Here is a 14,710-nt window from a genome sequence, read left to right on the forward strand (position 1 = left end):
ACCACCACGAGCGCGACCACCAGCCGGGCACCGCTGGATCCGCGGCTGCTGCGGGCCTCCCCTGCGGTCCGGCGGTTCCTGGCCGCCACCGTGAGTTGCGGTGTGGTGATCGCCGGTTGCACGCTCGGTTCGGCGGTCCTGCTGGCTCACATCGTGGCTGGGATCATCACCGATCCGGCCGGGCGGACCCTGATGCAGTGGGCGCCGGAACTGCTGCTGCTGGCCGGACTCTGGGGCCTGCGTACCGCGGCGCAGTGGATGCAGGCGCGACTCAGCCAGCGCGGCGCCACCGGCGCCATCGCCGATCTCAGCGGGCAGGTGCTGCAGGCGGTCACCGCCGGTGATCCGCGAACGCTCGCCGAGCGCCGAGACGATGCCGCCACCGTCGTGTTGCGCGGACTCGACGGACTGCGCCCGTATTTCACGGCGTACCTGCCCGCGCTGGTCCTCGCGGTGATCCTCACCCCGGCGGCCGTACTGCTGATGGCGGTGTTCGACCTGCAGGCCACCGCCATCGTGTTGGTGGCGCTGCCACTGATCCCGATCTTCATGGTGTTGATCGGGCTGGCCACCGCCGAGCGTTCCGCGGCCGCGCTGGAAGCCATGACCACACTGCAGGCCCGGATGCTGGACCTGATCGCCGGCATCCCGACTCTGCGGGCCCTCGGCCGGGCGCGCGGTCCGGCCGGCCGGATCGCCGAACTGTCTGCCGCGCACCGCCGTTCGGCGATGGCAACGCTGCGCATCGCCTTCCTGTCCTCGCTGGTGCTCGAACTGCTCGCCACCCTCGGGGTGGCGCTCGTGGCGGTCAGCGTCGGATTGCGGCTGGTCTACGGAGATCTGAGCCTCACCACCGGGCTGACCGTGCTGCTCCTGGCGCCCGAGGTGTTCTGGCCGCTGCGCCGTGTCGGTGTCGAGTTCCACGCCGCACAGGACGGTAAGGCCGCCGCCGACCGGGCTTTCGCACTCATCGACGACGCCCCCGCACGTCCCGTCGGCTCGCGCACCGTCCAGGCGCGCGGTGCCCCGATCCGGATCCGGGCCTTGTCGGTGCCGAGCCGCTCGGGGTACGCACCGGACGGGCTGGACGCCGATCTGGAACCGGGCCGGGTGACGGTGCTGACCGGACCCAACGGCGCGGGCAAGTCCACCACCGTACAGGTGATCGCGGGACTGACGCCGGCTGCCGCCGGCGCGGTCACGGTGGCAGGCGTGGAGGTCGCCGAGCTGGAGCCGCGGGCCTGGTGGGCGCAACTGAGCTGGCTGCCTCAACGCCCCGTGCTGGTCCCGGGCACCGTCGCCGACAACCTGACCCTGTTCGGTCCGCTGCGCGACCTCGAAGCAGCCTGCGCCGCATCGGGATTCGACCGGGTGCTGGCCGAGCTGCCCGCCGGGGCGGACACGGTCCTCGGCCGTGGCGGGGTGGGTCTGTCGCTGGGGCAACGCCAGCGCCTGGGCCTGGCCCGTGCACTCGGCTCCCCCGCACCGGTGTTGCTGCTCGACGAGCCCACCGCGCATCTGGACGCCGCCACCGAAGCCGCGGTACTGCGGGCTCTGGCCGCCCGGGCGCGGGAGGGAGCCACCGTCGTCGTGGTGGGGCATCGCGCTCCGGTGCTCGCGATCGCCGACCGGATAGTGAGGGTGGGTCAACGTGTCTCGGTCTAGCCTCGTGACGTGGTGTGACAGTGTGCGGTCCGACCCGCTGGTGCAGGCGCTGCCCCTGCTGCGGCCCCGTCTGCCGCGACTGCTGCTGGCCATCCTGTGCGGTGTGCTGTCCCTGGGTAGCGCCTTGGCTCTGGCCGCCGTGTCCGCATGGCTGATCACGCGGGCCTGGCAGATGCCACCGATCCTGGACTTGAGCGTTGCCGTCGTCGCGGTGCGGGCCTTCGGCATCTCACGCGGTGTCCTGCACTACTGCGAGCGACTGGCCTCACACGACACCGCGCTGCGGGCAGCAGGCTCGGCGCGCACGCGGATCTACCGTGCCCTGGCCGACGGACCGGTCGACACGGTGGCGCGCCTGGACGGCGGCGAACTGGCCGGGCGGGTGGGTTCCGATGTCGACGACTTCTCCGATGTGCTGGTGCGGGCGGTGCTACCGATCGCGGTGGCGGCCGTGCTGTCGGTGGCCGCGGTGGTGGCGATCGCGCTGATCTCACCGGCGGCGGCCGCGGTGCTGGCGGTCTGCCTGCTGGTCGCCGGGGTGCTCGCGCCGTGGCTGTCGGCCCGCGGCGCAGCGGCTCAGGAGGCGGCGGCACGCGACCTGCACGCTCAGCGCGATGTGGCGGCCATGCTCGCCCTGCACCACGCGGCCGAGTTGCGGGTTGCCGGCCGCTTGCCGTCGGTGATCGCCGAATCCCAGCAACGGCAGCGTGATTGGGGCTCGGCCCTGGACCTGGCGGCGCGGCCGGCGGCTCTGGGCGCGGCCGTTCCCACCCTGGCCATCGGGGTGAGCGTGCTGGGCGCGGTGGTGGCCGGTCTCGGGATCGCCCCGGCCGTGGCGCCGACCACCCTGGCCATCCTGATGCTGCTGCCGTTGTCCTCGTTCGAGGCCACCACCGCACTGCCGGCCGCCGCCACTGCGCTGTCGCGTTCGCGCATCGCCGCGCGCCGGCTGCTCGGGCTCACCGGCGCGCGCACAACGGCACCTGTGGGCCAGGCCTCGCGCCCGGCCGATATGACGCTACGTGCCATCGACGTGGTCGCGGGGTACACCCCAGACACTGCGGCCACGCCGGTGAGCCTGGAGCTGCGGCCCGGTAGCCGGCTGGTGGTGCGGGGCCCCAGCGGATCCGGGAAGACCACATTGCTGATGACGCTCGCGGGCTTGCTGCCACCGGTGCGCGGCAGGGTCGACATCGGAGGGACGCCCATCGCGGAGCTGGATGAGGCCGAATTACGCTCGGCGGTGGCGTTTTTCGCCGAGGACGCGCATGTGTTCGCCACCACTGTCCGTGACAACCTGCTGGTGGTGCGTGGCGACTGCACCGATGCCGAATTGCACAGCGCCTTGGCTGATGTCGGACTGAGCCGGTGGCTCGAATCGCTGCCCGCGGGCTTGGACACCGTGCTCGAGGGTGGGGCCGCGGCGCTGTCCGCCGGGCAGCGGCGACGGCTCCTGCTGGCGCGTGTGCTGCTCTGCCGGGCGGCGATTGTTCTGCTCGACGAACCCACCGAGCACCTTGACATTTCGGACGCCGACGAACTGTTGCACGCGCTGTTGCGCACCGAGCACGGGTTGCTGGCGCCCGACCGAACCGTCGTGGTGGCCACCCATCACCTGCCGCGGGACTTCGCGAACTCCTTTGCCTGTCCGTCACTGTCCATCAACCCCGACGGGTAACGTTGCTTATCGTCGGTGGCCCGCACACGAACCTGATCCGGAGTACGAGTAATGACTGAACCGCCCGAGTCCCCGAAGCCCGACACTCCGTATCAGGGCAATACACCGGGTCAGGGCAGCCCTTATCCGGGCAATACACCGGGCTATCCGCCTCCGCCGTCCGTCCCGTACCAAGGCGGGTATCCGCCACCACCGCCGCAGCCCTACTCAACGGGCTATCCCGGTTACCCCGGCTATCCGGGGTACGAGGGCGGCGGATACGGCCAACCGCCCGTCGCGCCGAAGAACGGACTCGGGATCGCCGCTCTGGTCGTGGGGATCCTGTCGCTCCCGGCGGTGCTGACCGTCTTCGGTGGCTTCGTGCTCGGTCTGGTGGCCATCGTGCTCGGATTCATCGGCTACCGGCGCGCCAAGAAGGGTGAGGCCACCAACGGCGGCATCGCCATCGCCGGCATCGTGATCGGTCTGCTCGGCATCGTCTTGAACGCGGCGCTCATCGCATTCGGGGTCTGGGGCTTCCTCCAAGTAGGCGGCGGCGATTATTTCGACTGCATGCAGCAAGCGGGCAATGACACGTCCGCCCAGTTGGAGTGCGAGGACGAGTTCCGCGGCAACCTGGAGAACCGCTTCAGCGTCACCCTCACACCCACTCCCTGAAACCTGCGCGGCGGCGACGACCGCGACGCTTCGACAGCCTTCTGACGAGCGATTCCATCGCAAAATGGAAAATTTCCCACGGAATCGGTTGCGAGGGCGCGAAGGATGGGTGAAGGTTTATTGACAGTTGCGATCACGTCGGTCAGAACCCTGCCCTCGTGAGAAGCAGTGCAGTAAACAGGAGGACTTGTTCTGAGCAACACCGGCGCACAAGCCACAGAACACCGGGCACCACAGCACGGCGGCGCTTCCGCAGGCGGTCCCGTCATCGAGATCGATCACGTCACGAAACGCTTCTCCGACTACGTCGCGGTCGCGGATGCCGACTTCTCGATCGGCGCGGGTGAATTCTTCTCCATGCTCGGCCCGTCGGGGTGCGGCAAGACCACCACGCTGCGGATGATCGCCGGCTTCGAGACGCCGACCGAGGGCGCGATCCGCCTCGAAGGCGCCGACGTGTCCCGGGTTGCGCCCCACAAGCGCAACGTCAACACGGTGTTCCAGCACTACGCACTGTTCCCGCACATGAGTGTGTGGGACAACGTGGCCTACGGACCACGCAGCATGCGCAAGGACAAAGCGGAGGTGAAACGCCGCGTCGACGAACTGCTCGAGGTGGTGCGCCTCACCGACTTCGCCCAGCGTCGCCCGAGCCAGCTGTCCGGCGGTCAGCAGCAGCGTGTCGCGCTGGCCCGGGCCCTGGTCAACTACCCCAGTGCCCTGCTGCTCGACGAGCCACTCGGCGCCCTGGACCTCAAGCTGCGCCACGTCATGCAGTTCGAGCTCAAGCGCATCCAGCGGGAAGTGGGCATCACGTTCGTCTACGTGACGCACGATCAGGAGGAAGCGCTGACGATGAGTGACCGCATCGCGGTCATGAACGCGGGCAACGTCGAGCAGATCGGCACTCCCACCGAGATCTACGACCGGCCGGCCACGGTGTTCGTCGCCGGCTTCATCGGCCAGGCCAACCTCTGGCACGGTACGCAGCTGGGCACCTCGGGCGATCTGGTGGACCTGTCCGTGCTCGGCACCACCCTCAAGGCCCGGCCGGGCGACACCACCATCGAAAACGGTGGCCAGGCCACGCTCATGGTCCGTCCCGAACGCGTCCGCGTGTCGACCACCGAGCTCACCGCCACCGACCAGACCGTCGCCTCGGTGCGCGCCTCTGTCGTCGATCTGACCTTCCAGGGGCCCGTCGTCCGGCTGTCGCTGCAGGCTTCCGACGGGTCACCGATCGTCGCGCACGTCGGCCCCGAACAGAACCTGCCCCTGCTGCGGCCCGGCGACGAGGTACACGTCGGGTGGGCATCGGATGCCTCGCTGGTGCTGCCCGCCGCCGACATCCCCACCACCGAAGATCTCGAGGAAATGCTCGACGACTCGTAACGCGCCCACCGACTGCGCCCGACCATCCGGCCCGCTCCCCCTCATCGCGAAAGGCACACGCCGCCATGGCCAGAACTCCTGACATCGACCCCGCTCTACTGTCCCGTCTTGCCGCCAACCGCACCTCCCGTCGCCGCTTCCTCGGCGGCAGCGCCGCCGCCGCGGCCGGGCTCGCACTCGGCGGATCCTTCCTCGCCGCGTGTGGCGGCAGCGATTCCGGTGGCGGCGCCAGCAGTGCCACCGCCGTACCCGATGACGGTTCGCCGGCCACCGGCACACTGCGGATCTCGAACTGGCCGCTGTACATGGCCGACGGTTTCGTCGCCGCCTTCCAGACCGCGACCGGCCTGACCGTCGACTACAAAGAAGACCTCAACGACAACGAGGAGTGGTTCGCCAAGGTCAAGGAGCCGCTCTCGCGCAAGCAGGACATCGGCGCCGATCTGGCCGTGCCCACCAACTTCATGGCGGCCCGCCTCAACGGACTGGGCTGGCTCAACGAGATCAACCACGATCGCGTCACCAACTTCGCCAACCTGCGCCAAGACCTGATGGACGCCCCCGACGACCCGGGCCGCAAGTTCAGCGCGCCTTACATGTCCGGTCTGGTCGGGCTGGCATACAACCGGGCGGCCACCGGCCGCGACATCACCTCCATCGACGATCTGTGGGATCCCGCGTTCAAGGGGCGGGTCAGCATGTTCTCCGATCTGCGCGACGGAATCGGCATGATCATGCTGTCGCAGGGCAGCGACATCGGGAACCCGAGCATCGAGACCGTGCAGAAGGCGGTCGATCTGGTGCGTGAACAGCGCGACGCCGGCCAGATCCGCCGGTTCACCGGCAACGACTACGCCGACGACCTGGCGGCGGGCAACATCGCCATAGCGCAGGCCTATTCGGGTGACGTGGTGCAGCTGCAGGCCGACAACCCTGATCTGCAGTTCATCGTTCCCGAGTCGGGTGCGGTCAACTTCGTCGACACCATGGTGCTGCCGTACACCACGCAGAACCAGAAGGCCGCCGAGGAGTGGATCAACTACATCTACGACCGGGTGAACTACGCCAAGTTGGTGTCGTTCGTGCAGTACGTGCCGGTGCTGTCGGACATGACCGACGAGCTCGCCAAGATCGACCCGGAGGCGGCGGCCAACCCGTTGATCAACCCGTCGCCGGAGACCCTCGCCAACGTGAAGTCGTGGGCGTCGCTCACCGATGAGCAGACCCAGGAATTCAACACCGCGTACGCCGCCGTCACCGGAGGCTGACCGTGGCCGGCATAGCTTCCAGCAGCCGGCAGCGCAGCAAGATCGCACCGTATCTGATGATCCTGCCTGGGCTGGCTTACCTCGGGCTGTTCTTCGTGGTGCCGTTCATCTCGCTGGCCCGCACGTCGTTGTCCAGCACCGGCGGGTCGGTGTTCATGCCGACGCTGACGTTCTCGTGGGACTTCGGGAACTACTCGGAGGCCTTCAGCGCCTACACCGACCAGATCATCCGGTCGTTCACCTACGCGCTCGCCGCCACGGTGATCTGTCTGGTGCTGGCGTTCCCGCTGGCCTACGTGATCGCGTTCAAGGCGGGCCGGTACAAGAACCTGCTGCTGGGTCTGGTGATCCTGCCGTTCTTCGTGACGTTCCTGATCCGCACCATCGCGTGGAAGACGATCCTGGCCGACGACGGCTGGGTGGTGGACGTCTTCGGCGCCATCGGATTGCTGCCCAGCGAGGGCCGGCTGTTGTCGACCAGCTGGGCCGTGGTCGGCGGACTGGCCTACAACTGGATCATCTTCATGATCCTGCCGCTGTACGTGAGCCTGGAGAAGATCGATCCGCGACTGCTGGAGGCCTCGAAGGACCTGTACTCGACGAACCGCCGCACCTTCACCAAAGTGATCATGCCGCTGGCACTTCCGGGTGTTCTGGCCGGCAGCATGCTGGTGTTCATTCCGTCGGTCGGGGACTTCATCAACGCCGAGTACCTGGGCAGTACGCAGACCACCATGATCGGCAACGTGATTCAGCAGCAGTTCCTGGTGGTCAAGGACTACCCGGCCGCTGCCGCGCTGTCGATGTTGTTGATGGGACTGATCCTGGTGGGTGTGCTGATGTACACCAAGGCGCTGGGTACGGAGGATCTGGTATGAGTGGGGCGCTCTCATGACACTGCAGGACCGGATCGCCGCCGCCAACGTCGATGTCGCGGACAAGGCCGCGGAGAACCAGCCGGGATTCTTCGCCCGCCTCAAGGTGGGCGACATCGCCTTGCGGGTCATCGCAGGTTTGGTGCTGCTGTATCTGTTCGTGCCGATCGCGGTCATCGTGGCGTTCTCGTTCAACAACCCGCAGGGCAAGTTCAACTACACCTGGCAGGGTTTCACCCTCGCCAACTGGGCGGACCCCTTCAAGTACCCGGCATTGACTTCGGCGCTGAAGATGAGCCTCAACGTGGCGGCGGTGTCCACCGCGATCGCACTGGTGCTGGGCACCCTGCTCGCGATCGCCCTTGTGCGACAACGTTTCCGGGGTGACCGCCTGGTGGACGGCTTCCTGGTGCTGCCACTGACCGCTCCCGAAGTGGTGATGGGCGCTTCGCTGCTGGTGCTGTTCCTCGACCTGGGATGGCCGGCCGGCTACACCACGATCGTCATCGCCCACATCGCGTTCCAGGTCAGCTTCATCGCAATGACCGTGCGCGCTCGTGTGCGCGGTTTCGACTGGACGCTCGAAGACGCATCGATGGATCTCGGCGCCAGCCCGACGCGAACGTTCTTCAAGGTGACGCTGCCGCTGATCGTCCCGGGCATCGTCGCGGCGGCCATGTTGTCGTTCGCGCTGTCTCTCGACGACTTCATCATCACCTACTTCGTCAGTGGTTCGACCGTCACCTACCCGCTGTACGTGAACGCCGCCGTGAAAGCCGCTGTGCCACCCCAGATCAACGTGCTGGCCACCGCGATCCTGGTGATCAGCCTGCTGTTGATCGGCATCGGAACGCTATACCGCCGCAAACGAATCGACACCTAGACACCCACTAGGGTGACACCCATGCGGGTTGCACCCGAACGCCTGGCGGTGTTGGCCGCCGCCACCACCGTTGTGCTGTGGGCCTCGTCCTTCGTGGTGATCAGAGCGGCGGGTGCCGAACTGTCCCCGGGCGCCATGGCCTTCACCCGCCTGCTCGTGGGCACCACGGCGCTGCTGCTGGTGGCGGCCCACTACCGGCGGCCGGTGCCCCGGGACCGTACCGGCCTGGCCCTGGTGCTCGGCTACGGCGTGCTGTGGTTCGCGGCGTACACGGTTCTGTTGAACTGGGCCGAACAACATCTCGACGCCGGTACCGCGGCGTTGCTGGTGAACTTCGCGCCCATCATCGTCGCGGTGTTCGCCGGATTGTTCCTCGGTGAGGGTTTTCCCCGTGCCCGCGTGGTCGGCATCCTGATCGCCTTCGCCGGAATCGTGTTGATCGCACTCGGCGGGTCGGGCGGCGGTACCAACGATCGCCTCGGTATCACCCTCGGACTGGTGACCGCGGTGCTGTACGCGGCCAGTGTGCTCATGCAAAAGGTGGCGCTGCGCTCCGTCGACGCCGTGACGGCCACCTGGGTGGGCTGCGCCGCCGGTCTGGTGGCCACCACACCGTTTGCGCCGCAAGCCTTGCGCGAACTCGCCGATGCGCCGGCGTCGGCGATCCTGGGCGTGGTGTTCCTCGGCCTCGGCCCCACCGCCGTCGCCTTCTTGACGTGGGCGTACGCGCTCACCCGCACCGATGCCGGCGCCTTGGCGGCCACCACTTTGGCGGTCCCGGCGATCGCCATCGGATTGTCGTGGCTGTTCCTGTCGGAGGTTCCGACGTCGCTGGGTTTCGTCGGCGGCGCGTTGGCGCTGCTCGGAGTCGCGATTACCCGGCGGTGACCCTACGCTCGGCCCGCTCTCCCCGGACTCGTCCCTCGCCGCATCGGCGACCGAGCGGTGACCATTCGCTCGGCCGCTCTCCCCGGACTCGTCCCTCGCCGCATCGGCGACCGAGCGGTGACCGGTTTGTCGCACCCCCTGTCCGGGTACCGAAATTGACATGACCGACAACCGGGTTCACGGTGCGGTGGACCGAGCCACCAGTACCAACGCTTTCGAATACGCCGCCCGTGCCGGGTACGTCACCAGCGGGGTCCTGCACCTGCTGGTCGCCTACATCGTCGTGCGGCTGGCCATCGGCGGTGGAGGTGGGGCCAGCCAGAACGCCGACCAATCGGGTGCGCTGGCCACCCTGGCGTCCAGCGGTGGCGGCGCGTTCACACTCTGGGTCGCGGCCATCGGCCTGTTCGGTTTGGCTGCCTGGCGGCTGGCCGAGACGGTGGTGGGCTCGCACCCCAATGAACCCACCGACAGCGACAAGGGCGCCAAGAAACAATTCAAACGGGTCAAATCGCTGTCCCTGGCGATCGTCTACTGCGGACTCGCCCTGTCGGCCATCCGGTTCGCCACGGGCAGCGGACAGTCCAGCGGTCAGCAGAACGCGGGGATGTCCGCCCAGCTGATGCAATCGACCTGGGGCAAAGCACTTCTCATCGTGGTGGGACTCGTGGTCATCGGTGTCGGTGGCTACCACGTGTACAAGGGCTTTTCCGAGAAATTCCTCCACGACCTGAAGGTCTCCGGCGGTTCGGTCATCACACCGATGGGCAAGGTGGGCTACATCGCCAAGGGCGGTGTGCTCGCGGGTGCGGGCCTGCTGGTCATCGTCGCGACGCTGAACGCCGACCCCGCCAAGGCCTCCGGAATCGACGCCGCGGTCAAGACGCTGGGCCAGGCGCCGTTCGGCAAGTTCCTGCTGATCGCCGCCGCCCTCGGTATCGCCGCTTACGGCGCTTACTGTTTCGTGATGGCGCGGTTCGCCCGGATGTGATCGTGGCCGGGTCCGCTCACGCGAAGCAGCGGACCGTCCACGGGTCGGTGCCGATCAGCAACACCACCGGGCCGTCGAGACTGCGCAGCGACACCGCCGTCGTCGCTCCCGCCGTGATCCGGGCCGCCAACCGTGCGCCCCGGACCCGGACGCCCAAGGCATCCACACTCAGCGGATCATGCTCCCCGAGCGTGACCCTGGCGCCCGCCCCGAGCATCCGGCGCCCGGTCAGCTGGTCACCACCCGTCAACGCGGCCAACAGCGCGTCCACCGCCGCCCGTCGCCGTCGCGCAGGCCGATAGAGCCCCGTCAGGAATCCCGCCGCGCCACCGAGGTGCTGATTGGACAACAGCGACCGGGTGAGCCCCAACGCCACCGGCACCGCCGGCAGCCCGCGGCGGGCGAACTGCCACAGCATCGGCGGCAGCTCCCAGAATGCCTGCAACTCGGCGATTTTGAGTTCGCCGGAAACGTCCCGCAGGACGTAGCGCAGGATCGCGGGCACCGCCATCGTCACACCCGGGCCCATCCGAACCTCCAGTGTCACATCCCGGATGACGGTGCTGCCGCTGACGATGTCCTCATTCACGTCGAAGACGATGTCGCGCGGTTTGATGAAGGTGTCGTAGAACCTGCCGATGGCGTCACGACCGACGTGAGGTGTCGAGCCCACCGGGTCCTCGACGCATGCGTCGGCGGTGAACAGCCCGACCCAGCCCGGCCGGTCGTGCCGGGCCGCCGCCTGCGGAGACTGCTCGACCGCGGCCAGCAGATCGGCGTCGGTATGCGACGTCACGCCGTGGCGCCGACGATCTCGACACCGGCGGCCCGCAGATCCTCGACAGCTTGTGCCGTCGAATCCGGGGCCACGCCTGCGGTCAGGTCCAGCAGCACGCGGGTACTGAATCCCGCCTTGGCCGCGTCGGCCGCGGTGGCACGCACACAGTAGTCCGTGGCGATTCCCACCACGTCCACCTCGTCGACGCCACGGCTGCGCAACCAGTCCGCCAGTGTGGTCTGCGTGTCGTCTGCGCCCTCGAAACCGCTGTAGGCCGCGGCGTAGTGGCCCTTGCGGAACACCGCCTCCACGGTGGCGGTGTCGAGGTCGGGATGGAACTGCGCGCCCGGAGATTCCGCGACACAGTGCCGCGGCCAGGACACCCGGTAGTCCGGGGTCTCGGAGAAATGCTCACCCGGGTCGATGTGGAAATCCTGGGTGGCGACCACGTGATCGAAACCGTGCGAACCGGCCAGCCGTTCACTGATTGCCCGGGCCACGGCGGCACCGCCTTCGACGGCCAAGGACCCGCCCTCGCAGAAGTCGTTCTGGACATCGACGATGATCAGCGCGCGCATGTCTCCACCGTATCGGGACGTACAGTGAAACCGCATAATTCGCCGAAGGAGCCTCATGACGACGTTCGATTTCTTCCAGGCCTCCGAACTGCCCGTCCCCGATGTCACTGCCGCCGACGCAGCCGAGATCGCACGCAGGCACTTCGGCATCGAGGCGTCGGCGACACCGCTGGGCAGCCAGCAGGATGCGAATTTCCTGCTGCTCGGCGCCGACGGCGACCGGCCGCTCGGAGTGCTCAAGGTGGCCAACCCCGCATTCACCCGGCTGGAGATCGAGGCGCAGGATGCCGCCGCGGAGTTCATCGCCGCCCGCGAACCATCCGTGCGCACCGCCCGGAACATCGGCACCGGCGACTCGCCCGTCGCGGACGTGGGTACCGAATCCGCGCTGTCCGCCAGGATCATCGACTTCCTGGCCGGCGGCACCCTCAGCGGCGACCGCTACGTGTCACCGGCCCGGTGGGCGGCCCTGGGCACCTTGGCCGGACGGGTCAGCCGGGCGCTGGCCGAATTCGACCACCCCGGCGTGGACCGGGTGCTGCAGTGGGATCTCCAGCACGCCGACCGCACCGTGGCGCTGTTGGCGCCGTATGTGTCCGACACGGGGCGGCGCACCCTCATCGAACGTGAAGCCGCGCAGGCCTGGCGCACGGTCGCCGAGCTGGCCGGCGCGCTGCCGGTGCAGGTGATTCACGGCGATCTCACCGACGACAACGTGGTGTGTGCGGTGGACGCGCAGCAGCTGCCCGACGGGGTGATCGACCTCGGGGACCTCACCCGGTCATGGGCCGTCGCAGAACTCGCGGTGGCGGCGTCGTCGGTGCTACGGCACGCCGGTGGTGAGCCCGCGGCGGTTCTGCCCTTGATCGCCTCGTTCCACCAGCAGCGGCCGTTGAGCCGCCCGGAGATCACCGCACTGTGGCCGCTGGTGGTGCTGCGGGCGGCCACACTGGTGGTAAGCGGTAATCAGCAGGCCGCAATAGATCGCGAGAACGACTATGCGACAAGCGCTCTCGATGACGAGTGGCGAATCTTCGAGCGTGCGGTGTCAGTGCCCACAGCGGTGATGACGGAGCTGATCGCCGATGCGCTGGGCAACGGCAGGCCGGCGTCGACCCCCGGTGTCCCGGTGTTCGCCGGCGGTGCCGCACACGTGTTGGATCTGTCCACCGAGTCCGACGAGCTCGACAGCGGGCGATGGTTGCACACCGGCGTCGAGGATCAGCTGGCCCAGGCTGCCATCAACGCCGGCGCGGCGGTGGTGGCCACCAGCCACGGGCAGCCACGCCTCACCAGATCCGTTGCACTGAGCAGTGTTTCACCAGCCACGGTACCCACCGGCATCGACGTCTGGGTGGCCGGCGACATGACGCTGACCGCACCGTGGACGGGTCTGGTGTCCGGGGTGGGCACCCACGAAGTGACCTTCGCCGGCGAGGAAGGTGTCCTGCACGTGCGCGGCGCCTCCCTGCACACCTCGGTGGACACCGGGCACGCGGTACCGGCAGGGGCGCCGCTGGCGCAGGTCGGCCCAGGCCGGTTGTGGGTGCAGATCACCACCGAGAACTCGGTGCCGGTACCGGCATTCGTGCGGCCCGAGTACGCACCGGGCTGGCTGGCGCTGACCCGCGATCCCGCCGCCCTGGTGGGAACGCAGACCGCTGCCGTCGGCGAGGACAGCGCGGGGTTGCTCGCCCGCCGCGGCCGCTGGTTCGCGTCGGTGCAGGAGCAGTACTACAGCGATCCCCCGCGCATCGAACGGGGCTGGCGTGAGTACCTGCAGGACACCGAGGGACGCAGCTACCTCGACATGGTGAACAACGTGACCAGCATCGGGCACGGCCACCCGGAGCTGGCCGATGCGATCAGCAGGCAGTGGCGCCGGCTCAACACCAACTCGCGGTTCAATTACCGTGCGGTGGTGGAGTTCTCGGAACGGCTGGCCGCCACACTGCCCGACCCGCTGGACACCGTGTTCCTGGTGAACTCCGGGTCCGAAGCGGTGGACCTGGCGCTGCGACTGGCGTTCACCACCACCGGCCGCCAGGATGTGGTGGCCGTCGCCGAGGCCTACCACGGCTGGACCTACGCCACCGACGCCGTCTCCACCTCCGTCGCCGACAATCCGAACGCCTTGACCACCCGGCCCGATTGGGTCCACACGGTGCCGTCACCCAACAGTTTTCGCGGCCGCTACCGCGGCGCCGAGGCGAGCCGGTACGCCCCCGAGGCCAAGGCGATCATCGAGAAGCTGACCGCTGACGGTCATCCGCCTGCGGCGTTCATCGCCGAGCCCTTCTACGGCAACGCCGGCGGGGTGGCCTTGCCCGAGGGTTACCTCGAGACCGTGTACGCCGCGGTCCGTGCCGCGGGTGGGCTGGCGATCGCCGATGAGGTGCAGGTGGGCTACGGCCGCCTGGGCGGCTGGTTCTGGGGCTTCCAGCAGCAGGGTGTGCTACCCGACATCGTCACCGTGGCCAAGGCGATGGGCAACGGCCAGCCGCTGGGCGCGGTGATCACCAGCAAGGCGATCGCCGATGCCTACCGCAACGAGGGGTACTTCTTCTCCTCGGCGGGCGGCAGCCCGGTGTCCAGCGTCGTCGGACTGACCGTTCTGAACGTCATTCAGCGCGACGGACTGCAGCAGAACGCCTGGACCGTCGGCGAGCACCTGAAGACCAGGCTCGCGGAGTTGGCCGACCGGCACCCGCTCATCGGCGCCGTCCACGGCAGTGGGCTGTACATGGGCGTCGAGTTGGTGCGCGATCGACAGACCCTGGAACCGGCGGTGACCGAGACCGCGGCGATCTGCGAGCGGATGCGCGAACTCGGGGTCATCGTCCAACCCACCGGCGATCACCAGAACGTGCTGAAGATGAAGCCGCCCATGTGCCTGAGCGTCGCGTCGGCCGACTTCTTCGTCGACATGCTGGACCGGGTTCTGCGCACCGGGTGGTGAAACCGCAGGCCAGCGCCGTTGCCCTAGACCGCGGCGGGGGTAGTGCGTTGCGCCGGTTAGCTATGCGAATTAAGGTCCAGACACATGTCCAGACACAG

12 protein-coding genes are annotated in these 14,710 nt (G+C 68.3%); 10 read left to right on the forward strand and 2 right to left on the reverse strand.

Annotation, left to right across the window (positions count from 1 at the left end):
- Positions 1-45 precede the first annotated feature (45 nt).
- From cydD to NL241_RS20620, 9 genes are all read left to right on the forward strand, one after another.
- The gene (gene cydD, locus NL241_RS20580; protein ID WP_494398352.1) at positions 46-1,665 is read left to right on the forward strand and encodes a thiol reductant ABC exporter subunit CydD; all 1,620 of its coding nucleotides are present in this window, start codon (positions 46-48) and stop codon (positions 1,663-1,665) included.
- The gene (gene cydC, locus NL241_RS20585; RefSeq protein ID WP_494394894.1) at positions 1,652-3,343 is read left to right on the forward strand and encodes a thiol reductant ABC exporter subunit CydC; all 1,692 of its coding nucleotides are present in this window, start codon (positions 1,652-1,654) and stop codon (positions 3,341-3,343) included. Before cydD ends, cydC begins: the two co-directional genes overlap by 14 nt.
- A gap of 51 nt (positions 3,344-3,394) precedes the next feature.
- Positions 3,395-4,000 carry a DUF4190 domain-containing protein gene (locus NL241_RS20590; protein ID WP_494394895.1) on the forward strand — a complete coding sequence of 202 codons (606 nt, stop codon included), beginning with the start codon at positions 3,395-3,397 and terminating at the stop codon, positions 3,998-4,000.
- Between the two features lie 267 nt (positions 4,001-4,267).
- Entirely contained in the window at positions 4,268-5,392 is a 1,125-nt protein-coding gene (locus NL241_RS20595; RefSeq protein WP_487694984.1) for an ABC transporter ATP-binding protein, read from the forward strand.
- A 65-nt stretch (positions 5,393-5,457) separates the two neighbouring features.
- Positions 5,458-6,660, forward strand: a complete 1,203-nt coding sequence (locus NL241_RS20600) for a polyamine ABC transporter substrate-binding protein (RefSeq protein ID WP_494394896.1) — start codon at positions 5,458-5,460, stop codon at positions 6,658-6,660.
- A 2-nt stretch (positions 6,661-6,662) separates the two neighbouring features.
- Complete coding sequence (locus NL241_RS20605) at positions 6,663-7,538, forward strand: ABC transporter permease (protein ID WP_494394897.1); 876 nt, start codon at positions 6,663-6,665, stop codon at positions 7,536-7,538.
- A gap of 13 nt (positions 7,539-7,551) precedes the next feature.
- On the forward strand, positions 7,552-8,418 hold the full coding sequence (locus tag NL241_RS20610) for an ABC transporter permease (protein WP_487694802.1): 867 nt from the start codon (positions 7,552-7,554) through the stop codon (positions 8,416-8,418).
- Positions 8,419-8,439: 21 nt separating this feature from the next.
- A complete protein-coding gene (locus NL241_RS20615) occupies positions 8,440-9,306 on the forward strand; it encodes a DMT family transporter (protein WP_494394898.1) in 867 nt (288 codons plus the stop codon).
- 160 nt (positions 9,307-9,466) lie between these two features.
- On the forward strand, positions 9,467-10,297 hold the full coding sequence (locus tag NL241_RS20620) for a DUF1206 domain-containing protein (protein ID WP_487694805.1): 831 nt from the start codon (positions 9,467-9,469) through the stop codon (positions 10,295-10,297).
- A gap of 16 nt (positions 10,298-10,313) precedes the next feature.
- Here NL241_RS20620 and NL241_RS20625 read toward each other — a convergent pair whose 3' ends face one another.
- On the reverse strand, positions 10,314-11,093 hold the full coding sequence (locus NL241_RS20625) for a nuclear transport factor 2 family protein (RefSeq protein ID WP_487694806.1): 780 nt from the start codon (positions 11,091-11,093) through the stop codon (positions 10,314-10,316).
- Entirely contained in the window at positions 11,090-11,653 is a 564-nt protein-coding gene (locus NL241_RS20630; protein ID WP_494394899.1) for an isochorismatase family protein, read from the reverse strand. Before NL241_RS20630 ends, NL241_RS20625 begins: the two co-directional genes overlap by 4 nt.
- Positions 11,654-11,708: 55 nt before the next feature.
- Here NL241_RS20630 and NL241_RS20635 point away from each other — a divergent pair, with 55 nt between their 5' ends.
- Positions 11,709-14,612, forward strand: a complete 2,904-nt coding sequence (locus tag NL241_RS20635; protein WP_494394900.1) for an aminotransferase — start codon at positions 11,709-11,711, stop codon at positions 14,610-14,612.
- Positions 14,613-14,710: the final 98 nt, after the last annotated feature.

The sequence above is a fragment of the Mycolicibacterium sp. SMGY-1XX genome (assembly GCF_059132455.1).

Bases quoted from the DNA above. Each gene is read 5' to 3' on its own strand.
- NL241_RS20615 (WP_494394898.1), top strand. From the start codon at position 8,440: ATGCGGGTTGCACCCGAACGCCTGGCGGTGTTGGCCGCCGCCACCACC.
- NL241_RS20590 (WP_494394895.1), top strand. From the start codon at position 3,395: ATGACTGAACCGCCCGAGTCCCCGAAGCCCGACACTCCGTATCAGGGC.
- NL241_RS20620 (WP_487694805.1), top strand. From the start codon at position 9,467: ATGACCGACAACCGGGTTCACGGTGCGGTGGACCGAGCCACCAGTACC.
- NL241_RS20630 (WP_494394899.1), bottom strand. From the start codon at position 11,653: ATGCGCGCGCTGATCATCGTCGATGTCCAGAACGACTTCTGCGAGGGC.
- NL241_RS20600 (WP_494394896.1), top strand. From the start codon at position 5,458: ATGGCCAGAACTCCTGACATCGACCCCGCTCTACTGTCCCGTCTTGCC.
- NL241_RS20610 (WP_487694802.1), top strand. From the start codon at position 7,552: ATGACACTGCAGGACCGGATCGCCGCCGCCAACGTCGATGTCGCGGAC.
- NL241_RS20635 (WP_494394900.1), top strand. From the start codon at position 11,709: ATGACGACGTTCGATTTCTTCCAGGCCTCCGAACTGCCCGTCCCCGAT.